Below are 22,827 nucleotides of genomic sequence, written 5' to 3'. Positions count from 1 at the left end.
ATTCTATAACGCGGTTGGCTTACTCGGCCGATCCGCGCCCGCCTGGAGCAAGTCACGAAGCCCTTGATGAATGCGAGCAACGGCCGAACGACGACCAGGAGGCCGACCATCGCCAGGTCTAGCGCCACGTTGCCATTTGTTTCATTTGCGAGGTTTGTCCTAGTTGAGTGCAATGCTCCTTGTTGAGATAGGACGCATGTTGTTCACGCCCGGTGTACACGGTTGGCGTAGATCGGTCAGGAAGTGAATTTCGGTTGCGCTGGTGCGTCTGTGACCGGTGAGGTTGATGGGTGCGGATACAACGGGTGGCGATCAAGAACTACTGGTGCCTGCGGGACGTGGACATCCGGTTCGATGAGGTCACGACCTTCATCGGCCCGAACGGGGTAGGTAAATCGGCGGTCTTGCGGGCCCTGGACTGGTTCTTCAACGGGACTGCCCAGTCACTGACCGACGAGGACGTGTGGGCAGGCGCTGACCGCAAGCAGATCAGCGTTGAGGTGCAGTTCTGCGATCTCACCGAGCTCGATCGAGCGGCGCTCGGCAAGTACGCGGCCGGGGGTGCGCAGACCGTCCGGCTGTGGCGCCGCTGGGAGGACGGCACGGCCAAATTGTCAGGTCACGCGCAGGCCTACCCCGCGTTCGAAGACGTGCGCCGTCTGGAACGGGCCGGTGAACGGACTGCGGCGTACAGGGCACTGCGCGACGCCAGGCCTGAGCTGGGCCTTCCTGCCGTCCGTGGCGCGCAAGTCGCCGAGGAGGCGATGAGCGCCTGGGAACGGGAGCACCCCGAGGAACTGGTCGCCACCGAGCTGACGGCCGACGGGCACTTCTTCGGCTTCGCCGGCCAAGCGAAGATGACGGGCCTATTCGACTATGTCTTCGTCAGCGCCGACCTCAGAGCGGTCGAGGAGGGACGCGATGCCAAGGGGTCGGTCATCGGGCGGATCATGGACCAGGCCGTCGACCGTACGCAGGCCGAAAAAGACCTACTCGAACTGCAGGCGGTGTTCAACGACGACCGCGGCAAGATCCACGCCGAACACTTCGAGGCCCAACTCGATGAGCTGTCCGATGAACTGACCCGTGAGGTCGAGCACCTGACGAGGGGCCGCAGGCTTCGTGTCAGCTCACATATCCCCGAGCTGCGGGTACCACAGGCCCAGTTCCAGGTGTCGGTCGAGGACGGCACCGCCAGCACTCGTGTCGACCAGCAGGGTCATGGCTTCCAACGCGCCCTGTTGATCACCGCGCTGCGGGTGCTGGCCGAACGCAACGCCAGCGAGGCGAGCCGCACCGTGTTCCTGGCCATCGAGGAACCCGAGCTGTTCCAACACCCGTTGCAGGCCCGAACGTTCGCCTCCGTCCTGCGAACGCTCGCTGCACAGACCGTGCGCGGCGTTCAGATCGCGTACGCGACACACAGCCCCTACTTTCTCGAAGCCGAGGGGTTCGACCAGATCCGGCGGATCAGCCGCACCGTCGAGGACGGCGCCCCCTCCAGCCGCGTTCACGCCACCACGCAAGATGAGGTCCGTCACCGGCTCGGAGCAGCCGTCAGCGAATGGCACATGTCGCAGCAGTTCGCTCGTGCCTACCTGACTCAGCTCCCTGAGGCGATGTTCGCACGCGCGGTAATCCTTACCGAAGGTGTCAGCGACAAGGGTGTGCTCGAAGGGTGCGGGTTGCGCCTGGACCCGCTGAACAGCAACGGCATCATCGTCATAGAGGTCGGTGGGAAGCAGAACCTCCCACTGGCCCACGCCATCCTCACCTCGCTCGGCATCCCCACGTTCATGGTCTTCGACGGCGATGCCCGCCACGCCGAGCGCAGGCCCAAGGACTCCGACCAGGACTTTAAGGGCAGGATCGAGACAGAGCGGAAAAAGAATCACCGTCTGCTCACGCTACTGAACGAAACGCCCGAAGACTGGCCCCAGACCAAGGTGACCAAAAATTATGCGGTCTTTCACGACACGCTAGAAAACTTCCTCGACGACGAATGGCCCGATTGGGCGATCAAGAAAAAAGAGCTCGCCACTCAAGGCCACGGAACCGAGAAAAAGAATGAACACACCTATCGTCAGGCGACCTTGGAGACGGAAGCTGATCCACCTGCGCTGCTGATGACGATCATCGACCACGCTCTCCTGATGGCCAAGGAGAACTAGCCGCTGCATCACCAGTTACGCAGTAGACCCAACACATGCATGTTCGACCCGTGGAGGAAGGTCATTCTGCATCGGAGGGTGGATTGTCGTCGTTGACGCTGCGGGTTACGGTCGCAGCGGGTGTTGGCAGTCGAGCGATCGGCAGGGGTGCAGGTGTCACGGGGCGCTAGTTCGTCTGGACCGTATGGCCAGTGGGAAAAGGCCCGTCTGGCGGAGCAGCGGGCTCAGGAGCAGGCACAGCGGCAGAAGGAACGAGAACGTAAGGCTCGTGAACGTGAGCGGGCCCAGGCCGAGGTGGCGGCTCGTGATGAGGAGGCGGTGACACGAACACAGGCGGTGGAGGAACGAGTAGCGCAGCTGGAGACGTTACTGCGAGGCTCCTTGGCCCGGAGGCCTCGGATTGATCTGGCCTCCCGGCGTCGGCGCGCTGAGGTGCCACCACTTGATCTCGGTGAGGTGGCTGCGCCTGAACGTGCCCCGCGTTGGGAGGAGTTCGCGCCTGAACCGCCCCGCGGACTGGCACGGATGTTCGGTGGGCAGCAACGCTATGAGATAGCGGTAGCCGACGCCGAACGGGAATTCGCCCAGGCGCAGGATGAGCATCGCCGGCGCGAGTCCCAGCGACAGCGGAAGGTGGTCGAGGCACGCCAGGCACACGAGCAGCGGGTGGCCGAGGCTCAGCGCGGCACCTCCGCCTACAACATGCACCTCGACGAGCTCGCCGCCGGTCTACGCGAAGGCGACCGGCATTCGGTCAGCGAATACATGGAACTCGTGTTACGTGAGTCGCCTTATCCAGCAGGTTTTCCGGCCGAGCGTCGCGCCGGATACGTTCCCGAGTCTTCGTTGCTGGCCGTGGAGTGGTACCTGCCAACGGTCGAGGTCATCCCTCAGCACAAGAGTTTCCGGCACGTAAAGACACGTAAAGCGGTCGAACCCACCGCGCGGCCTCTGCCGGAGATCCGACAGATTTACCAGCGGGTGATCGCGCAGGTGGCGCTGCGGACACTCCGGGAGGTGTTCGACGCCGATCCCGGCGAGCTGATCAGCACCATCGTGTTCAACGGCCGCGTCCACGCCGTCGATCCCGTGACCGGCCAGCGAATCCAGCCACACTTGATCACGTTACGTGCCACACGGGAACAGTTCGCGCCTCTCGTCCTCAGCGAACCGAAGTTCGACCCGGTCGCCTGCATCCGCCGGCACTTCTTCGCCGACGTCTCCCCCCATCCGGACGAACTCATCCCCGTCGAACCCGTGATGCCCTACAGCATGGCCGACCCCCGGGCCGTCGATCCCGTCGACGTCATCTCCGACATCGACAAACGCCCCAACCTGCTCGACCTGACGCCCAAAGAGTTCGAAGCCTTCATCCAGAACCTGTTCGCCAAGATGGGATTCGACACCCAACTGTTTCAGGCAAGCGGTGACGGCGGCGTGGACTGCGTCGCCTACGACCCCCACCCCATCACCGGCGGCAAATTCATCATCCAGGCCAAGCTCTACACCCACACCGTCCAACCCACACACGTCCGCGACCTTTGGGGCACCGTTCAACACGAAGGCGCCACCAAAGGCATCATGATCACCACCTCCGGATACGGACCCGACAGCTACAAATTCGCCGGCGGAAAACCACTCAACCTCATCGACGGCAGTGGACTGCTCGCCCTCTGCCACCAACACAGCATCCCCGCCCGAATCTTGAACAACCGAAAGAAGAAGCGCTCCTGACAATCTGGTGGTGATTTGTGCCGTGGTGGGCTGGGTGATGTTCCTAGGGTGGCAATGTGGATACTGACGGCGCTGGGCACGAGGTCGCCGCGCCGGCGGATGCCGGTGGGGCGGAGCGCGGTGGATTACGGCACGGGAACCGGATTCTGCGGCCGCAGGGTCGGTTGCCGTGGTGGGTGTGGGTACTGGATGTCATTTCGGTGCTGTTGGTGGTCGCCGTAGGGGTGACGACCAACCAGGTTCTCAACAATGGAGACTGGGGTTCACTGGCCTGGGGGTGGCTGGTCGCGGACATCGCCTTGGCCGGTGCGGCCGCAGTCGTCACGCACAAGGCATCGGTGGCGCGCGCCCGTACGGACGCGCCTGTCGGCCCAGATGTCAGCCTTGGGCCGGACGGTATCGGTGGCGATGTGACTGAGCGATCAGGCGCGGGATGGATTCGAGCCCGTGATATCACTTTCAACTATCACCAGGCGCCGGAGCCGCCGCCTCCCGATGCGCTGATCCCGCCGGAGTCCGGTACCACCACCGCCGATCCCAGCACGAGCGGGAACGCGGCGGCGTCCGGACGGCTGGTCCCACAGTCCGAAGCGACTGGCCAAGCGGAGCCGATGCTGGACCGTGAGGACGAGCAGGACAGTTTGCGGACCGTTCTGACCCGAGACACAGGCGGCATCGTCATCGTGCACGGCCAGCCCGGTGTCGGTAAGACGACTCTCGTCGACGCGGTTCTTGCAAGCATCGAGCATCCGGGGCACCGCCCCCGGGTCCACCGGCACGAGGCTATCCCCAGCATCCCTTTGGACGTCCGCACGCTGACCGACGACCTCACCTGCGAGACGACGCCGGCCGACACTGCCCGGCTCGGCAAGTCCTCGATCGCCCGATTCGAAGCGGCACTAGGCAGGCTCGACGACGAACCGGTTCTGATCATCATCGAGCGTGCCGAGAACCTGCTGCACCCCGGGACCCGGCAGTTGGCCGACCTCGACTTGGACGAAGCATTCGAGATACTGACCACGGCCGACCGAGCCAACGTCACCCTGGTGCTCGTCAGCTCCGTGATTCCCGAGTCAAGCCAGGCCAGCACCTGGCGCGAAGATGCAGATCTGTTCCGTGTACCAGGCCTGCCGAACGAGTACTTTCTGGAGTACCTCCGATCCCACGATCGCCATCACCCCTCCGGGCTGGCCACGCTGCCCGCCGAGCTACACAGACCCCTATGTCGAGCGCTGCGCGGAAACCCGCGTGACGCCAGCGTCGCGTACGGCATCCTGGCCCTGAACGACAGCGACGTCGACGCTCCAGCCCTCGTCCGACAGATCGCTGCGATGCCGCGCAAGGATGTGCCACAGCGACTGGCCGAGATGCTCCTCGACGGCCTAGGCCAGGTACGCCGACGTGTCCTGGAGGCGCTGGCCGCATTCGGGGTGCCGGTCGGCGCGGAGTCCGTAGCCGCCATCCTCACCGGCGAGATCTCCGCCGATCTCGTCCAGACCGGGCTGCGGCAACTGGTCGCCCGCCGTATCGTTCTCACTACAGCAGACCTCTACTACCTGCCCACGTCGGAACTTCAGCAGATCCTGAACGAGGCATTGGACCGCGCCCCGTCGGAGTTGCTGCACCGCGCCGCGTACGAACTGCGTCGGCATCGGGCGGCACCGGTGCACAACGTGGACGATCTGCGAATTCACTTCGCCGAACTGGCAGCGCTACTGCGATCTCGCCGTTTCCCCGCCGCGTATCCGGTGATCGAGTCGATCGACCGGTTTTTGCAGGAATGGAACTGCGGCCACCTGTTACTAGAGCAACGCCAGGCAGTGCAAGGCCAGCTGAGGGACTCGCACCTAGAGATGGCCAACGATGACCAGCTTGGTTACCTTTACGGCTTGCGTGGAGATCTTCGAGACGCCAGCGACGCATACGGACGAGCTCTAGACTACGCAGAAATTCGTAAGGACGAGGCGGACAAAACCAAACTGCACGTCAATCTGGCCACGATGTACTGGCAGCGTAATGAAACGCAGCAGGCATACAACTATTACGATTTCGCTCGTCAGGATGCCCTTGAGAACGGCCAGCCGGTAGTCCTAATGGGTGCGTTGCAAGGGCTGGCCGACTGCCTGCGACACCAAGGCAAGTACGACGAAGCCATCGAGCGCGCCAAGGAGGCGCTTAGGATCCACCAGCGACTCGACGTGGTATCCACCGACGGCTCCGCCGCCTCCCAAGCATTCCGATGCAACCTCGAGCTGGCCCGTTGGCACTCCGAACTCGGACTTGTAGACGACGCGATCCGATATCTCGGGGCTGCGGAACGCGCCGCGACCGGTCGCAACGACGAGTGGCTGCTTGGTGCCTTCCTGGACAGTCAGGCAGAGCTGCGGTTCAGCTCCGGAGACATCGACTCAGCCCTGACATTATCCACCCAAGCCGTGGAGCACGCCCTACGGCTGAGTGATCCAGTCACATTGATGCAGGCCCGAACAACGGCCTGCATGGCGTACCTAGCGCGTGAAGACCAAGCGGCTGCCGCTCGGGAAATCGAGTGGGCATACCGCTACCGGCGCCCAGGACGTTCACTGGTCGTCCTCGCGCTCCTCGCGCTGGCGCAGAGACAGCGGAACAACACCAGGAGGGCCGAAGCCCTCTTCCAGCAATTGTACGAGGAAGCGACAAAGCGCATCAGCACGGACGGTGAAGACTTCGGCGCCTGGGACTTCCGAGGATTCGCCCTCTGCGGCCAGTATCCGCAAGACGGGACTCTCGACAAGGCCATAGAGGCGTTCCAGACCGCCCGCGACCTGACGACTCTCCCTACACCTGTACTCGTTGATCGCATGAGATTCCTGCTCACACAGCTAGACCAGTGCGATCAACGGCCAGGCCGCCTCCAACAGGTCATCGATGCCTGCGGTACGGGATCAGCGGGCTGACACTTCCGAGTGACCGGGGCCGACCGGAACATCGACGAGCCACCCCAGCTCTTGCGCCCGAATGATCGCCTCGGTGCGTGAGCCCACTCCCATGTGGTCATACAACGCCCTCAATAGACGGAACATCGCTCGCTCCGAGTAGCCGGCTTGAACGGCCAACCGCGCCACCGTCGTCCCTGCCGCGAGCTGGCGCAACCACGCCACCTGTTCCAGCTGCGGGGACCATCCCGTCGCGCCGCCAGCGACCGAACCAGCGGTCAACACAGCGGTGACGGCCGCAGGCAGCACCGTCTGCCCGTCGATCGTCGCCTCGACGGTGCGACGCAGCGTCGCCGCCGTGACCGCCCTCCACAGCACAGAACTAGCACCAGCCCGTAACGCCGCGGCCCCCAGCGTGGGAGAACGCTCCTCCAGAAGCGCGATTACCAAATGTGCCACGGATACGTCATGTAACTGCCTGAGAACGTCCCACGAACACTCGGACTCAATCGTCAGCAGCACCATGGACCGGTCTACACGGCGTACCCACTCGAGCACGTCAGACGGCGTCTCCACGGCGTGACCTGCCGCGGACAACACAGCGACGACCCCCTGCCGGTACATCGGCAGAGGGTCCACAACCGCAACAGGAACGGTCACCGTTGCCACCCTAGGGAACATGACTCGCCAGGGTGGCGGTACCTGGCAGATACACGCCGCTACGCGGTCGCATCAGCGCAAAATCTGGTCATGGACCTGCAGCGAACGCATTTCTAACGTCTAGGTGGAACCTGGCGCGGGGAGCTCCACATGGTCTATGACGACGACACCTACAATCCACAACACCAGAACATTGAACGTGCCGACCGAAGGATTGTCGACATCCAGAACGTTCCTAAGGAAGTACAGGACCGAATCGCAGAACTGAAGAAGCTAAACCCTTCCTGGGAGCCAGAGGACGTCTTTAGCCAGATGCTCGAGGATAAGTACGAAGTCGAGCTCGACGAAATCTACGCCGTCCTTTCCACGATCGGTTGGGCCCTCTAGCACGATTGTACGTGCCGATAAAATTTCGCCCGCACCACTTAGGCTGCCTCCGATACTGCCAGCGCGGAGCAACGCCAACGCATCGACGCTATGTTTGCTCGCTGTTTGCTCGAACGTCGCGGTACCGCCCGTCACTTAGCGCCACTACACGGTGTGGGAATCGGGCGAGGCACGGACGAATCGGCAAAGGCTGGCACTGAACAAACCGATATGACATAGGCGCTGTGGACTTTTAATCCATAGGTTCCGGGTTCGAGCCCCGGGCGCCCTACCACTCATCTTGCCGCTGACCTGTGGTTTCTTTCCCTTGAGAGACCTTGTGTTGATCCTTTCGGGAGTGTGGGTGCTCCCTGGGTGCTCTTCGGTCGCGATCTTGTGCAACGTGACCTTCGAGGGAATGCTGTGGGTGCCCAGAATTGGGCCACCGGTTGTGACCTGGGATTCTCGTTCGGCGCGCAGATACGGTCTGGGAGCGGCAGAGTACGGGTTCGTGGCTTTGCGACTGGTCTATCTGATCTTCATCCGGGTCCTCGGCGCCCTTGCCCTGCTCCCCCGCTCGGGCGCCTCCAAGGACGCTGAGATCCTGGTGCTCCGCCACCAACTGGCCGTCTTACGCCGTCAGGCCCCCCGGCCTCGGCCATCGTGGGCCGATCGGGCCCTGATCTGCGCGCTGGCCAGGCTGCTCCCGAAATCACGCCGGGCAGGGCTGCTGGTCACTCCTGGCACACTGCTTCGCTGGCACGCCGATCTGGTGAGGCGGCGATGGACATGCAAGCGCAAGACGCCTGGTCGCCCGCCGACCAAACCGACAATCCACGCGTTGGTGCTGCGCCTGGCGGTGGAAAATCCGCGTGGGGCTACAGGCGAATCGCCGGGGAGTTGGCCGGCCTGGGTCGGAAGGTAGGCGCTGCCACGGTCTGGAGGATCCTGCACAAGGCCAGCATCGATCCTGTTCCGCGACGCTCCGGACCGAGTTGGGGTGAGTTCCTGCGTGCCCAGGCGTCCGGGATCTTGGCCTGCGATTTCTTCCACGCCGACACGATCACCCTCGCCCGGCTGTACTGCCTCGCCGTCGTGGAGCACTCCACTCGCCGCGTCCATGTCCTGGGTGTCACCGCCAACCCGACCGCCGACTGGGTCGCCCAGCAGGCTAAGAATCTGATTCTTGAGCTGGGTGATCGGGCTGGCGGCTTCAGGGTTCTTGATTCGTGACCGCGACGCGAAGTTCACCGCAATGTTCGTCTTCCGGGCCGAGGGGATCCGGGTCGTACTCACCGCACCGCAGGCTCCACGGATGAACGCGATCATGGAACGTTGGGTCGGCAGCGTACGACGTGAACTCCTGGACCGGATCCTCATCATGAACGCCCACCACCTACGCAAGGTCCTCGCCGAGTATGAGTCCCATTTCAATAGCCACCGCCCACACCGGACCCTGAACCACGCCAGTCCGCTTCGCGCACTTCCAGACCCCATCGACGCCGACATCAAGATCACACGACGAGACAGACTCGGCGGCCTCCTCCACGAATACACCCAGGTCGCATAGGGGTAGCCGAGTTACGGGCACCCACAGCCACCACAGGCACCGCAGGCGAACGCGATCGCCGAACGCTGGGTGGGCACCGCCCGCCGCGAATGCACCGACCGAATTCTGATCTTCGGCGAACGCCACCTGCGGGTCGTGCTCACCGAATGCATCCAGCGTTACAACCAGCACCGCCCCCACCGATCGCTCCGACAAACCGCGCCAGAACCTCGCCCCTGTGTGGCGAACATCCAACACACAAGGGTCACCCGCCGAAAGATCCTCGGCGGCCTGATCAATGAATACTCGCAGGTCGCGTACGTAATCAGAGTTCGAGCCCCACACCGTCAGATAGGCGATCGAGGGGATTCACAGGGAGTCACGGACACGCGTTTACCGCCCCCCGAGCTGCACGACAGAAACTCACAAGATCACAGTCCGAAATCGTCCAAACTGGCTGCGCGAGTCCGGTGCGGCCAGTTACCCCGAGTTCGGGGATTGCGTCAGTTGGGTGCTCCACTTACTGTCGGCAACACGCGTAGTTTTAATCATACGCCGTTCCGAAGGCCGCCGAGATGGGCGAGCGTTATGTCGGATCGCTGCGACGCACGACGAGGAATACTATTCGGTAGATGTAAAAAGGAGGAGCTCCATGCCGGAGATCACGATAGCGACAAGGAGACCTGGCCTCGTACAGGCATCGACCTAGAGATCTACACCCGAGCATTGTCATATATAGAGGAAAGGAACGCGGAAACGGAGAGGAGACAACGTCTCGCTAGACAGTACGAGGAGCGAAAACGAAGAGGCGAACACTAAATCTCAACCTGCACCGCTGGTCGCGCTAGGTGATATGACACTGCACGGCACACTTGCCCCACCGTTGTTTCGCGTCCAGAGTCAACGCCACCGGCTATTAGGACACAACCCGGGGTCATAGGTCAGACCGAGAGTGGCCACTTTTGATCGACCAACTGCGTGACAACGACTCTAGACTTCCGTGGATACCCTGGACAACGGTGGACGCATCTCCGCAGGTAGAGGTAGGTTCCCGATGGCTATACAGCGATCGAGCTACGTAGTGACCGTGGCGACAGAAGATTTTGGATCCCAATCCGGCCATCTGCTCGTCGTTGCCGGAAGTCATCTATAAGACTGGACAAACAGGTCCTTTATGGCGAAGGGGGCTCCATGGGGTGGCTTATCTTGATCTTGCTGCTCGGCTACCTGATCGTCGCATCCATAACGGCGAAACGTTATTACTTGCGTCGTCACGGCGTTCTGCCCAGGCAGGGCGAGCCTGGCTTGTCCTGGGCGGGCCAAATCGGGTTGGCCTGGCCCGTCACGATCTTCTTACGTTCGGTCCAGAAACCAAACCAGTGCAACCACCCTCGCCACAATCCTCACCCCCTTGCCCGGCCCTCAACCACCGCCATGAGCTACCCCCACCCACCGATCAAGCAGCCAGCGATGAGGGACCTAAACGAGCTCTTCCCCGACGCGCCGGCTGATCAACGCATGAGCCGCCCCCCGCCGCCTACCAGCAGAGAGCGACCCATGCGCAACTTGGACGAGGTGTTTCCCGACCGGTCGTCCGGTCACCGCACGATCCCAGCCCCCCATGCTCCCGCCGGTGAACGACCCATGCGCGATCTGGATCGCTTCTTCTCTCACGAGCCGGGGGATACGAGTCCACCTCAGTCTAGAGAAACCCCTGTGCCCGCGACACCTAGAGATACCGGCGTTCGCATGATAGCTATGATCGAGGAGGCCCAGATGAGGCCAGACATCCAAAACGCGCTCGACGAACTCCCCCCGAACATGAAACAAGAAGCGCTCACGTCCTGCAGTCAATCTCTAGAATTCCTTAACACCAATCTCAACCCCGATGAGACGGTGCGTCATATCTCTCCCGCTGCGACCCAAAAGGACGCCCCGACGTCTTGCCTTCTCGTCGTGACCGGCAAGCGTCTCATCTTCGTAGCACCTCGCCCACAGGCCGTCGCGTGGCAGCTCAGCTCTGTTACAAGGCACCAATCCACCATGGGCTACTTCTTCATCGAAGGAGATGCTCGCGAATACTCGCTGGGTCTCGACCCCGCGTGGGGAGCGAAGTTCGAGAACCAGGTGGCGCGCGCGGTGGCAACCTCTGTCCTGGCCGGTCTCTGAGGAACCGTTTGCACCTGACGCCCTTAGTTCACTTTCGACCAAGACAGCCCGGCAGACCTCGGCGGATCCGCGCTGGGCGCACCCGCAAAGAGTCGATCGATGAGAGCACTAGGATGGGGCACCAAACATAATCGGCGGTCGCCCAGATCTCACGCCGCAAGCCGGTCGGGTCAGCGCCGTTTCATTGGTTGAGACGCCCATCGACACATCCACCACCAGGTCTGCCAGCGCGACGCCGCCCCGGCCGCTCCTCGATTCGTGCTCCGTGCTCCCGTTGGAAGCACGGAGCACCGGGAGCACGAACCATTCCTCAACCGTCTCGAACGGACGTGAAGAAGTGCCATCAATCACCGCCGACGTGCGACACCTCGAAAATCCGCAGGTCAGCAATTGATGGGGACGACGTTGACACGGTAGTGGTCATCACAGGCGTGCCACGATCACCAGATTCACCATCACGAGGCTCGTCCAACTTACACTGTTCTTTTAGGGAGGCCTCCATTGCAGGGCGCGGGTCGGTAGACGACCTGGCGGCACCAGCGAGGGCTCGAGGTCGACGACTGCGCCGGGGCCCAAAATGTTCACGGACGGCGACTAGCGAGAACGCCGGTTCTCTAGTTACCTCCCGTACGGCGCCCCGTTACTCATGCTTTGTCGGCGTAGCGGATGGCCGCGAGTGCCGCGGCATCGAGGGTCTCGCCGGTCCCCTCGCCGTCGTAGCCGTCGCCGGTTCGGCTCGCTCGAGCTCCGCAAGCGCGCCCTTGGGCATGTCGTGTGGGCGCAACGGTGAACGGCTCATGTGACCTCCTGTTTTCTGGCATTGGTGCAGGTTGTGATGCATATTTGAGCATCGGCGTGCAGAGGAACAATCGCGATGGCTAAGCCACGGAGCACGAGCTCAATCTGGGCTGTGCTTGTGGGGCTCCAGAACCCCGATTTGAGCACTGACCTGCTGGTTTCTCAGCGAGATCACGCGAACGTCGGGCAGGCTGGATCGCCATGGTGTGGTCGCTGTTGTACGGCCTGACGCGGAACACTCTCGGTGTGATGTTGCTGCGGATCCGCGGTGACGCCGCCAAGGACACCGAGATCCTCGTGCTGCGCCATCAACTCGCGGTGTTGCGCCGGCAAGTCAACCGTCCAGCTCTTGAGCCCGCGGACCGAGCGCTGCTCGCCGCCTCATCGCGACTGTTGCCACGGGTCCGCTGGAACGCATTCGTCGTAACGCCGGCAACGTTGTTGCGGTGGCACCGCGAACTAATCGCCAGAAAATGGGCCTACCCGCACAAGACACCGGGACGACCACCGATCCGCGCCGAGATCCGCCAGCTCGTGCTGCGCCTAGCCGCGGAAAATCCGTCCTGGGGACATAGGCGGATCCAGGGTGAGCTGCTCGGGCTGGGTTACCGGGTCGGGGCCGCGACCGTCTGGCGGATCCTGCATCAAGCCGGTGTCGACCCCGCGCCACGCAGGACCGACACCTCCTGGATCACCTTCCTGCGCGCTCAGGCGGCCGGTGTCCTGGCCTGTGATTTCTTCACCGTCGACACCGTCTTCCTCCAGCGAATCTATGTGTTCTTCGTGGTCGAGATCGCTAGTCGCCGTGTCCACGTCCTGGGCGTCAACCGCCACCCAACCGGTGCGTGGGTGACGCAGCAAGCCCGGAATCTGCTGATGGACCTGGACGAGCGCGCTCAAGGTTTCCGCTTCCTCATCCGCGACCGGGACACCAAATTCACCAACGCCTTCGACACCGTTTTCACCGCAGCCGACATCAGAGTGCTACGCACTCCTCCCCAGGCTCCGAAAGCTAACGCCTTCGCCGAACGGTGGATCTTGAGTGTCCGCCGCGAGTGCACCGACCGGCTACTGATCTTCTCCCAGCGCCACTTGGAAGCCGTCCGGAAGATCTACGAGGGCCATTTCAACGGTCGCCGCCCGCATCGTTCCCTCGCCCAGCGACCGCCCGCTCCCCCACCACAAATGATCTCGACCGACGACAACGTCACCATCCACGGGACGCGACTACTCGGCGGTCTGATCAACGAATACCGCAACGCCGCATGACGCGCACCGCCCTGAGATCGACGCGAACCTCCTGCTCACGGCCCAACCCGAATATTGAAGCCCCACAGGTGCTGAAGTACGCCTGCGCGCAGCTCGGCAAGCCGTACGTCGTGGGCGGTGCCGGGCCGAACTCATTCGACTGCTCGGGGTTGACGATGATGGCCTACAAGCAGGTGGGCATGAACCTCAACCACTGGGTGCCCGACCAGTACGACGTCAGTCGGCACATCTCCAAGTCGCAACTGCAGCCGGGAGACCTGGTCTTCTTCCACAGCCTTGGGCACCTCGGCCTTTACATCGGGAACGGCAAGTTCCTCCAGGCGCCGCACACCGGTGATGTGGTGAAGGTCTCCAGCCTGAGCGAGGCGTGGTACACCCGGCGTACGACTCCCCCGACGACTGACCGAGATCTCCCGCCGGCCGGCCGGAGTCCGATACTTGGCCGACCCGAGTGAACCGATGGATCGCGCCGTAAGGCTCGCGTGACCAAGGACACACGAGCCTTACGGGCGCCCCTATTCGGACGTTCTGAGCTATCCCTAGGGATTTCGTGGCTCGTTCGCGCGTACCCACGCTGGCCTCAACTGGTCGGCCGGCGCGTTGGTCCATTCGGCCTGCTTCACCACTTCGGAGAACTGCCGGGTACCTGGCCGTAGCTCGGAGTTCTCGGTGCCGGGTCTCACGACGACGGCCTGGCTGGCGGTGAGCTGTCCCGTCGAGGGGTCGATGAAGAGTTGCCAGTCGATGGTTCCGTTCTCCCGGGTCGTCTCTCGCATGGTGACCGCCTGGCCGGTACGGCCGGAGGCGTCGGTGGCCGTGACGATGCGCACACCCTTCAAGCTGGCGAGGACCCGGTACGTGGCGATTCGCACCTGGTCAGGGACCGGCTCGTCGATGAGGAGCGAGGAGGCGTTCGTAAACAGGTACAGGTCCGGGTACCGCAGTCGTTTGTGGTCGAACTTGGTCGCGTAGTTGAGCAGCCACGCGCGCAGCTTCGCCGGGTCGGAGGGAAGCCTGCGGGCCTGGGTGACGCCGAAATCGAGTACGGCTCCCTCCGACCTTGTCGGTCCGCGCCTCGGCTCATCCGGATCCTCGTCATCGGTCGGCCCCACGGGGGTCACCCCAGGAGGTCTCTTGTCGTGGTCCCATGCCGTGCGGTCGGCGGCACTGGCCGGCCTGACGTGCAGCTGTTCTTCGCGGTCGGCCCAGCTTTCGGCGGACCAGTTCTTGCCGAGGCCGTCCTCGGTCTTGGCTGCAATCAGGTAATGCCCCTGGACGAGTTCAAGGGTGTAGCGGACCCCAGGCTCATGCTCGGAGTGCACCACCCCGGCGCGTTCGTTCACCGTGTGCACGTACCACAGCCGTCCTTCGGTGACGTGACGGGCCTTGGCGTCGGCCGCCGCGAGCAAGAAACGGCTGGCCGGTCCGGTCTGTCCGGCGAGCGGCTCGGGGTGATACAAGGGGCGGGTCGTCCACGCGTAGTGAACACCGGCAGCGACCGTGACCACGGCCGCGGTCGCCACCGCGATCACCGCGATCCTCGGGCTCGGCTTGTCCCGCCGGTAGAGGCGAGGACGGCGTTTGATGGTCTCGTCCGTCAGGCGCCGCCGGGCCTCGGCGATGGTTCGCGCAGGAGCCGGCCGCTCCTCGCTCAAGAATTCGCCCACCACTGTCAGCTCATCCATCGTCATGCCCCTTCACGGTCGATTTGCGTCGACGGATCAGCGCCACCCAACGCCGCGCTTATCTGTTTACGGGCTCTGCTCAGCCGAGAGCACACGGTGCCGTACTTCACCCCGAGCGCTTGGGCCACCTCGGGATAGGTGAGATCGGCCAGAGCCACCAGCAGCAGCACGTCACGGTCACCCCGGGACAGATCGGCCAGCGCAGTTCCAAGCCGGGCCCCGACCCCGGCGGCCGTAACCCGAGCGGCCACCCGATCCTCATGGCCCTCGATAGCCGGGTCGCCGCCGATCCGGGCCAATGCTCGGTAGCGCCGCACCTCGTTCCTGCGGTGCCGGCTCACCAACCGGGTGGCGATGCCGTACAGCCACGACCGCGCCAAGCCCTGATCGGCGTCGAACCCTGCACGCTTGCGGAAAGCGACCAGGAACGTCTCCGAGGCGATGTCGTCGGCGGCGTCGGCGCCCAACCGGCGGTCCACGTAGCGGTGGATCTCTGCGTAGTACCGGTCGAAAATCTCGGTGAACCGGTCAGGCTCCTGACGGGACGCCTCGATCAACTCAGCATCGGTTTTCGCGTGTTCCTCCCGCAGCATACGAGTCAGGTCTGTCACCGTCAGTTCCGTGTTATCGGGGGGGCAGTGCACCAGCGGATCCCCTCGACTGGTCATGAGAATTTGTCATACCCCTACTCGCCCGCAGCCCCGCAACCCCTTCTCGGCGCCCCTCGTCCCAATCCGTGCCGTGTCCAGGGCAGAACAGCGTGCTCGTCACCGAGCCGGAAGCAATGCTCATGACCTGTGGATCGGGCTCGGGAGGGCCTACCTTCCCGAGTGGTCGATTGAAGTTCATCGAGTAGGCCGACGTTGCAGCGTCGGCCAGGAAGGCTGTGCGTGCCGAAAATGTCATCCACGTCCGGACGTGCGTGCGTATGCAGGATGCCGCCGAGGCGATCACGGCGCCGGACCGTGAGTGGGTCTAGGTCCACAAGATCAGGTGCGCCTTAAGCGGACTGGCCTGATGCTGTGCCGCTCGAATATTGGATTCGAGTGCTAACCTGCAGGTTCAGACGGGAGGGGTCTGGGCATTTAGTCGACACTCGATTGCCACACCCCCGCCGGGCGCCAATGCACATCAGCGTACGGCGCTGACCTGCGGCGCCTCGAGAAACCGGAGGTCAGCCATTGATAGGAACGACCTCGACACGGTAGAGGCCATCCACCAGCAACGAAAGACCCAATCCCCACAAGTTGGCCCTGGTAAAGATGCAGGTCACGGAACGACTCGTCTAACGACGCGCGGCCCGGACCTCGCCGCGGTCGGCACGCGCGGTGATGGTCCACCGGCTCGCTGGATCGTCGGACACGGATGATCTGGCGGTCCCTCCTGAAGCGGAGACCGTCGGGGATCTGATTCACCAGAGCCGTCCCCCCGCGCGCCGGACAAAGCCGATAACGCAGCTACCGAACGTCGTCTCAGACAGAACGATCACAGACAACAACCGTGCTCTGCTGCGCTCACCTTTGCGACAGCCTCGGATCAGGACCGGAAGGCGAACGAGGCATGTTTGCTCGGTGTTTGCTCGTACGCCGCGGTAAAACCCGGCAGCACGCGACACCGCACTAGAGTGACTGAGCGGGAATAGAGCAATGGACACGGACCAAATGGCATGTAGTGACATCAAGCAACATCGTCCGGCACGCCCTTCTCCAGATCAAACCCGGTAATTACTCCACAGCTGCGGCTTTTAATCCATAGGTTCCGGGTTCGAGCCCCGGGCGCCCTACCAGTCTTGACCTGCTGTTTCGTCGGTATGGGCGGAGCTGTGGTCTTCGTGGTGGGGCCAGGGTGCGGCCGTTGTGGGGGCCGGATCTGGGCGACCTGACGCCGCAGCACCGCCACTGCGACGAGTTCTGGAGCGGTACAGGCGGGAAAGTCCACAGACAGTCGTAGGCGGTGCGTTCCCGCCTGCGGCCGCGTGCCGAGCGGCGTGGAATCGTACTTCCCCCGCGTTGTGCGAACGAGAATGAGAAAGGGCCCCCGCCGTTGGGCGAGGGCCCCTGCTCAGCAGATCTGCGTCAGAAACGCTTGAACCACTTGCCGGTGACCTTCGGCTTCTTGGAGGTCTTCGTGATATCGCACTTGGCGATGTACAGGTGGTATGTGCGGAAGCTGGTCGTGTATGTTTTGAACATTCCTGTCGTGCCGTGCTCGGGGTTCCTGATGGCCAGGATGACGCCGTTGCCGTGAGCGTCGACCGCCTTGAAACGAACGCACGCGTAGTAGTTGCCGGTCCGCTTGTCGGTGACGGTTCCCGAAAGCTTCAGATGCTTCGCTTTCGTGAACGAGTAGGAGCCCTTGCCCGAGACGCCCGCCGGCGTGGTGTAGTGCGTCTTCCAGCCGTGGGTCGTCGCGGCGGCCGACAGGTCGGATCCTCCCGCAGTGGTGCTGGCGGTGCCACCGAACGTGTTGGTGGCGGCGACGGCGGGCGAGGCGGCAACTGTGATGGCCGCAATTGCTGCGACGGCCCCCGTCGCGAGAAGAGCCGCTATATGACGCATCGATTTCCTCCGTGATGAAAAAAAGGGGGGGTAACAGCCAGAGACGGTAACAGTTTCCGGAGGATCGTGTTTGCTCATTACTTTTCGTGGCCCGTGGCCGAAAAAGGACGGAACCATCCTCCGCCGTCCGCCATCTAACGGCGGGGCGAGAAGGATTTCGGTTCGGTGCGAGACCGTGTGCCGGCCAGGCGAGCGATCCTTCCGGACCGGACGGCGTTGCCCTTCACCTGCTCCAGCGGTGACGGCCGTACGGCTCGGCCTCGGTCTGCCCGAACCGGCGCGAATCTCCTGTGCCAAACTGGTGAGTGCCTTGGCGGGCCCAGACCGAAAAACCGTACAATACCTTATACCGTTTCGAGGCTGCAGACTAAGGACGGTAGGCAGGTTCGAGACCGCCGGCCACAGCAAGCAGTGTCTGTCCACAGGTGGTGCGTGCGCCGATGAGGGCAACTCCGTCGTACGTCCCGGTGGGATCGCCCTTGTGAAAAGCGATCTTGAATTGCAGGGCCTTGGACTTATGGGCTTTGAGGGTGCCAAGGGTCTGGTCTTGGCTGTACCACTCGTGGTCAGGGCTCGCATTATTCCGGGTTAGGGCGAGGTGGTGCCAGGAGCCGCTGCCCCAGCGCCAACTAACGGTGGGGGCCGGTCCCCAGTGATTGTGGTTGGCGGGGACGGCGATGCTGTAGTCGAAGAACACGCCTTTGAAGGTGGTGCCGGTTTTGTCGTGCAGGGTGGTGTGGACGGTGACGGCCTGGCCGGCACGGTGCGCGGTCGGGATCGAGTGGTTGAACGGTGCGCTGATCGCGCCCTCGCGGCAAACCGTGGACGCTTCGGCCGCAGACTCGCCCGCCACGACCGTTCCTGCGTAAGTCAGGAAGGTGGTCGCGACGCCGACGGCGAGCATTTTCGACATCATTCTTTTACTCCTTGAACTGGCCATTCGTGCCGTAGGTCCGATCGGCCACGAAATTCGTCCCCGGCGAGGAACTCTTCGTCGAACCGTCGCCTGGTCGCGTCGGCCGCCGGCGCCATTTCGCCGTCGACGCGGGACCCGGATAGCCGTCCTCCGATGTCGCGGCACCGTCGAAACCGCACGACCGCACTGCGCCGCAGCGGAGAGGAGGAACGCACGAAGACTCGATCACTAGACGACGAACAGACGAAGGCCGGGACTTCCAATCGTGAGACGCCTTGATCGTTAAGCAGGTTTACCCCTGTCCTGCTCAGAAACCGGTCACTGACCTGCCGCGTGTCCAAGTCCGCAGGCGAGGGCCTGATCGGGACCATGACACGGTAGTGGTCGCGGACGAACGAGGCATGTTCGCTCCGTTCCGGATTCGAGCCCCGGGCGCCCTACCGTCCATGGCGTCACCTACTAAAGTCGGATGCCGCTCCGACTCGGGCAGTGGAAGGTCCGACCGTATGCCCGATGTGGCGGGCCGCCCCGCCGGGCCAGGCTTTGCGGTATGAACATCTCACGCGAAAGAGTCCTCGCGGTGATCGGCGCCCCGGCGGCGGCCCTGGCGGTCTGGGTGGTGGCGGTGCCGCTGGCCGGAGCCACCTTGACCGTGCGGGCGGGTGACGGCACGCAGACGGTGGGACCGGCGTCGATCGTGGCGGCGAGTCTGCTGGCCGCAGTCGTGAGCCGGGTCCTCCTGGCCGTCTTGGAACGCCGGGTGGTCCGGCCGGGCCGGGTCATGGCGATCATCACCGTGCCTGTGCTCGCCGCCTCCCTCTCGGGCCCGCTCGGTGACGCGGTCGGGACGACGGCGAAGCTGGTGCTGGTCGCGCTGCACCTGGCGGTCGCGGCCGTCATCGTGGTCGGACTGGTCCTCGATGCCCGCCAGGAGTGCGGCCCGGCCCGGGCTCCCGGGCGGCCCCGCCATCGGGACGCCACCGCTCGTGGCTGACCCCACACGAAGTCCCCGCCCGGCAACCGCCGGTCGAGGACCTCGTTCTCAGTGGTGGCGCGAGGGAAGGCACCGGCGAGACGGTCTCCGCCGAGACCGCCAAGGCCGGCGAGCCCCACAGCCTCGGCGCCGGATGCGTTTCAGCCTAATTCGGCAGCGCTCCGTGGTACGTCTCCTACGCCGGCAGGACCATCCGCGTGGACTTCAAGCCCGAAGAGATCACGTCGACGTCCGCTGACCATTTCTCAGGTTTCCGCTGATCGTTTGAGTCGGCAAGAGCGACTTGACGGTAAGGTGCCGCCTGCTGCCGGAGTCTGCTCCCGAGCATCGACATGCACGGGGGGAAGACGGAAGGACCTGGATGGGCGGAGCGAACCCGGCCGGTGGTCACTATCTGGACGTGACGCCGGCCAAGATCGTCACCTCGGCCGTGGGCATCGACGACGCCGGGCTGGCGTTGGCGTCCGGGCTGTCGACCCTGGTCACCGCACTGCACGGCCTCGGCTCTCCCTGGGGAAACGACAGCCTGGGACAGGTGTTCTTCAACGGCGAGGGCCGGTCGATCGGTTTCCGCGACGCCCGCGACGCGACCGTCGACGGATTGTGGCAACTGTCGCTGGCTCTGCGCGGTCACGCCGTCAAAGCGGTGCGGATGGCCCAGATCTACGCCGAGGCCGAGCCGGACGGCGACAACCCGGCGTTCAACCTCCACCTCGGCGGCGCCCGGTCGCCGCAGACGCCGCCGCCCGCCGGCGGGTTCACGGCCGGTCTGGTCCATGACGACCCGCCCCCGCCGGGGACCGAGTGGCTGTTCGGGCTGCTCGAAGAACTCGTCGTGGGCTGCAAGCCGCCCGCCGGCGACGCTGCGGGCATGGACGCCGTGGCGACGGCCTTCGACGCCATGGCCGACGTCGTCGACTACGTCACCGGCGAGGCGACCGCACACGCGAAGGCCATCACCTCGAACAACGCCGGGGCGGGCATCGAGGGGTTCGCCGTGTCGTTCGCCCGGCTCGCCCAGACAGGGTCCGGTCATCTGATCGATATCGCCAGGGCGTGCCGGGCGATCGCCGCGTACTGCCGTCACCTGGCCGTCGAGATCAGGTCGGCGAAGACGCAGTTCACGGCCTCGGTCGTACTCCTCGCCGCGCTGTGGGCGACGGCACGGCTCCTCTCGATGGCGCCCGGAGGCGCGCTCGCCCAGCTCCCGGCGCTCATGGAGACCAGGAACGTCGGCGTGGCGCTGGTCCGGATGATGCGCAGCGCGGCCGTGCGCACCGCCGCCGCGGCCGCGGTGTACGTGGGCGGCCTCAACACCGTCGGGCAGCTCACCCGCGAGCACTACGGCCTGCAGACCGAGTTCGACTGGAAGAACCTCACCGAGTCCACGGGTCTGGCCGCCCTCGGCGGCGGCCTGATGGGCGCCGCGAACGTCCGGCTGGCGAACGCGGCGGCCGCGGGCGATCCGTTCGCCGACTTCCTGGCCAACCGCCTGCCCGGCCGGATCGTCACCAACACCGCGCTCGGCTTCGGGGCCAACGTGGGCGCCGACGCGGCGCTCAACGACGGTCGCGTCGACTGGGGCAGGGACCTGCTCATGGCCGGTGGGATGGCCGTCAACGCCGAGGCCTTGGGCGCCTTCCGGACACCCCAGGAGACGGTGGGCGACGGCCCCCTGCTCGGGTCCGATCACGACGGCGGCCTGCCAATGCCTGAGACGTCCTCATCCGACCACACAGCGCTTGCCGGGCACACCGACACCGGGCCCCCGCCCGCGGCGCACTCGGCCATGGAAGGGGCGACGCACCTTCGCTCCGACGACGGCGTGCTCGCCGCGCCGCAGGTACGGGCCTACATGGACGGGCTGCCGCCGGTGCCCGGCCTCGGCGGCGCATCCGATGCGAGCACCCTGGCCGCCATGGCCGCAGGCCCGCCCAGGAGCCCGGGGGCGGAGGTACGGTCGGCGCTGACCGACTTCTCCGGGCGGTCCGCCGGCATCCCGTCCGACCGCGTCACCATCGACCGCGTCGGCGGGGGCGACGGCCCGCGCGGCCGTTCGGGAGCACCGGTGTTCCTCGTACGCGACACCGCCGGAGAAGGCGTCGCGGCGATCACCAAGCTGTTCCCGAAGCCCGAGGAGTTCATCCGCGAGATGTCGGTGACCGAGCGCTTCGACCGCCCCGAGTTCACCCGGTTCCGGGTACCGGAGGTGCTCGACGTCGGCGCGGCGCATGTCGGAGAGGGGGTTCCGGCGGGTGTGGCCACCTTCTCCGTCGCACCCGGAGACGCGCTGGTCGACCACTTCCAGTCCGTACGCGACGCACCCGCCGGCGATCGGGCGGCCGAGTTCGAGACCCTCCGCCAGGCGACCGGCAAGATCGCCGAAGGCCTCGCCGACCTGCATTCCAACACCCTTGTCGAGGGGCGTACGGCCCGCCCGGAGTACCTCGGCGAGTACATGGACAACCTCAGCGGCTTCGCCGACCACCTCGTGACCCACCGCCAGGCCTACGAGTCGCAGGGCATCCCGGTGGACCGGCTGCACGACGGCATCCGGCAGGTGCTGGACGAGATGCGCCGCGATCCCGGCCCCGCGTCCGTCTTGCACGGCGACCCGAACCCCGGCAACTTCTTCTACGACAAGACGGACGGCAGTGTCACGTTCATCGACCTTGGGAACTCCGACAAGTCGATGGACGCGGACGGAGCGGGCATCGCTCCACCGAGCCGTGACGTCGAGATGTTCCGGCACGATCTGGAGGTGTACTCCCGGATGTTCGACCTGCCGAAGTCCGACTTCGCCGAGTTGTGGCGCCACTTCCAGGCGAGCTACACCGCGGCCGGCGGACCGGCCATTCCCGACGTCGCCTACCGGTTCTCCGCCGTGCACGATTCGGTGCACACCATCGTCAACGCCCCGAAACTTGCCCAGGCCATGCCGGAGCACGAGCTGCGGGCCCGCAGGGGCGTGGCGACGGACCAGCTACGTGAGCTCGGCCTGTTGTGACCGCGAACGACCGGCGTGCGCCGAGGAGGACGATCA

Annotated in this window: 16 protein-coding genes, 1 tRNA gene and 1 pseudogene; 13 read left to right on the top strand and 5 right to left on the bottom strand. The window is 64.5% G+C overall.

Features of this window, described 5'->3' with window-relative positions:
* Positions 1–305 precede the first annotated feature (305 nt).
* From QWU11_RS16390 to QWU11_RS16380, 3 genes are all read left to right on the top strand, one after another.
* Positions 306–2,171 (top strand): AAA family ATPase, encoded by a 1,866-nt coding sequence (locus tag QWU11_RS16390; protein WP_290109099.1) that lies wholly within the window; start codon positions 306–308, stop codon positions 2,169–2,171.
* Between the two features lie 456 nt (positions 2,172–2,627).
* Entirely contained in the window at positions 2,628–3,905 is a 1,278-nt protein-coding gene (locus tag QWU11_RS16385; protein WP_290109092.1) for a restriction endonuclease, read from the top strand.
* Between the two features lie 56 nt (positions 3,906–3,961).
* Complete coding sequence (locus QWU11_RS16380) at positions 3,962–6,841, top strand: tetratricopeptide repeat protein (RefSeq protein WP_290109091.1); 2,880 nt, start codon at positions 3,962–3,964, stop codon at positions 6,839–6,841.
* Here QWU11_RS16380 and QWU11_RS16375 read toward each other — a convergent pair.
* Complete coding sequence (locus tag QWU11_RS16375) at positions 6,830–7,480, bottom strand: hypothetical protein (protein WP_290109087.1); 651 nt, start codon at positions 7,478–7,480, stop codon at positions 6,830–6,832. The two genes, QWU11_RS16380 and QWU11_RS16375, sit on opposite strands and share 12 nt — an antisense overlap.
* Before the next feature lie 150 nt (positions 7,481–7,630).
* Between QWU11_RS16375 and QWU11_RS16370 the strand changes: the two genes are divergently transcribed.
* From QWU11_RS16370 to QWU11_RS16340, 8 genes and pseudogenes are all read left to right on the top strand, one after another.
* Complete coding sequence (locus QWU11_RS16370) at positions 7,631–7,867, top strand: hypothetical protein (RefSeq protein WP_290109086.1); 237 nt, start codon at positions 7,631–7,633, stop codon at positions 7,865–7,867.
* 161 nt (positions 7,868–8,028) lie between these two features.
* Positions 8,029–8,141: transfer RNA gene (locus QWU11_RS16365), tRNA-Lys, on the top strand.
* 488 nt (positions 8,142–8,629) lie between these two features.
* Positions 8,630–9,079, top strand: a complete 450-nt coding sequence (locus tag QWU11_RS16360) for a hypothetical protein (RefSeq protein ID WP_290109085.1) — start codon at positions 8,630–8,632, stop codon at positions 9,077–9,079.
* The gene (locus tag QWU11_RS16355; RefSeq protein WP_290109148.1) at positions 9,042–9,416 is read left to right on the top strand and encodes an integrase core domain-containing protein; all 375 of its coding nucleotides are present in this window, start codon (positions 9,042–9,044) and stop codon (positions 9,414–9,416) included. The genes QWU11_RS16360 and QWU11_RS16355 overlap by 38 nt, the downstream gene beginning before the upstream one ends.
* Positions 9,417–9,455: 39 nt before the next feature.
* Positions 9,456–10,214: pseudogene (locus tag QWU11_RS47315) on the top strand (integrase core domain-containing protein); the annotation flags it as partial.
* 957 nt (positions 10,215–11,171) lie between these two features.
* Positions 11,172–11,564: a hypothetical protein gene (locus QWU11_RS16350; protein WP_290109084.1), complete on the top strand. Its 393-nt coding sequence runs from the start codon at positions 11,172–11,174 to the stop codon at positions 11,562–11,564.
* 1,047 nt (positions 11,565–12,611) lie between these two features.
* Positions 12,612–13,631 (top strand): integrase core domain-containing protein, encoded by a 1,020-nt coding sequence (locus QWU11_RS16345; RefSeq protein ID WP_290109083.1) that lies wholly within the window; start codon positions 12,612–12,614, stop codon positions 13,629–13,631.
* Positions 13,628–14,086 carry a C40 family peptidase gene (locus QWU11_RS16340; RefSeq protein WP_290109080.1) on the top strand — a complete coding sequence of 153 codons (459 nt, stop codon included), beginning with the start codon at positions 13,628–13,630 and terminating at the stop codon, positions 14,084–14,086. The genes QWU11_RS16345 and QWU11_RS16340 overlap by 4 nt, the downstream gene beginning before the upstream one ends.
* A gap of 84 nt (positions 14,087–14,170) precedes the next feature.
* On the opposite strand, the gene QWU11_RS16335 is transcribed toward QWU11_RS16340, so the two are convergent.
* From QWU11_RS16335 to QWU11_RS16320, 4 genes are all read right to left on the bottom strand, one after another.
* A complete protein-coding gene (locus QWU11_RS16335) occupies positions 14,171–15,316 on the bottom strand; it encodes a CU044_5270 family protein (protein ID WP_290109076.1) in 1,146 nt (381 codons plus the stop codon).
* 2 nt (positions 15,317–15,318) lie between these two features.
* The gene (locus QWU11_RS16330; protein ID WP_354670852.1) at positions 15,319–15,984 is read right to left on the bottom strand and encodes an RNA polymerase sigma factor; all 666 of its coding nucleotides are present in this window, start codon (positions 15,982–15,984) and stop codon (positions 15,319–15,321) included.
* Positions 15,985–17,391: 1,407 nt separating this feature from the next.
* Positions 17,392–17,874, bottom strand: coding sequence for a hypothetical protein (locus tag QWU11_RS16325; protein ID WP_290109072.1), 483 nt, complete (start codon positions 17,872–17,874; stop codon positions 17,392–17,394).
* Positions 17,875–18,241: 367 nt separating this feature from the next.
* On the bottom strand, positions 18,242–18,790 hold the full coding sequence (locus tag QWU11_RS16320; protein WP_290109071.1) for a hypothetical protein: 549 nt from the start codon (positions 18,788–18,790) through the stop codon (positions 18,242–18,244).
* 550 nt (positions 18,791–19,340) lie between these two features.
* On the opposite strand from QWU11_RS16320, the gene QWU11_RS16315 reads away from it, so the two are divergent.
* Together QWU11_RS16315 and QWU11_RS16310 are read left to right on the top strand one after the other, a co-directional pair.
* Positions 19,341–19,784, top strand: a complete 444-nt coding sequence (locus QWU11_RS16315; protein ID WP_290109070.1) for a DUF6069 family protein — start codon at positions 19,341–19,343, stop codon at positions 19,782–19,784.
* A gap of 361 nt (positions 19,785–20,145) precedes the next feature.
* Positions 20,146–22,791: an aminoglycoside phosphotransferase family protein gene (locus QWU11_RS16310; protein ID WP_290109069.1), complete on the top strand. Its 2,646-nt coding sequence runs from the start codon at positions 20,146–20,148 to the stop codon at positions 22,789–22,791.
* Positions 22,792–22,827 lie beyond the last annotated feature (36 nt).

Source organism: Actinomadura sp. DC4 (assembly GCF_030406325.1).
In the GTDB taxonomy this organism is placed as follows: domain Bacteria; phylum Actinomycetota; class Actinomycetes; order Streptosporangiales; family Streptosporangiaceae; genus Actinoallomurus.
Note: the sequence above shows the minus strand (reverse complement) of the source record. Positions and strands in the feature narration are given on the sequence as shown.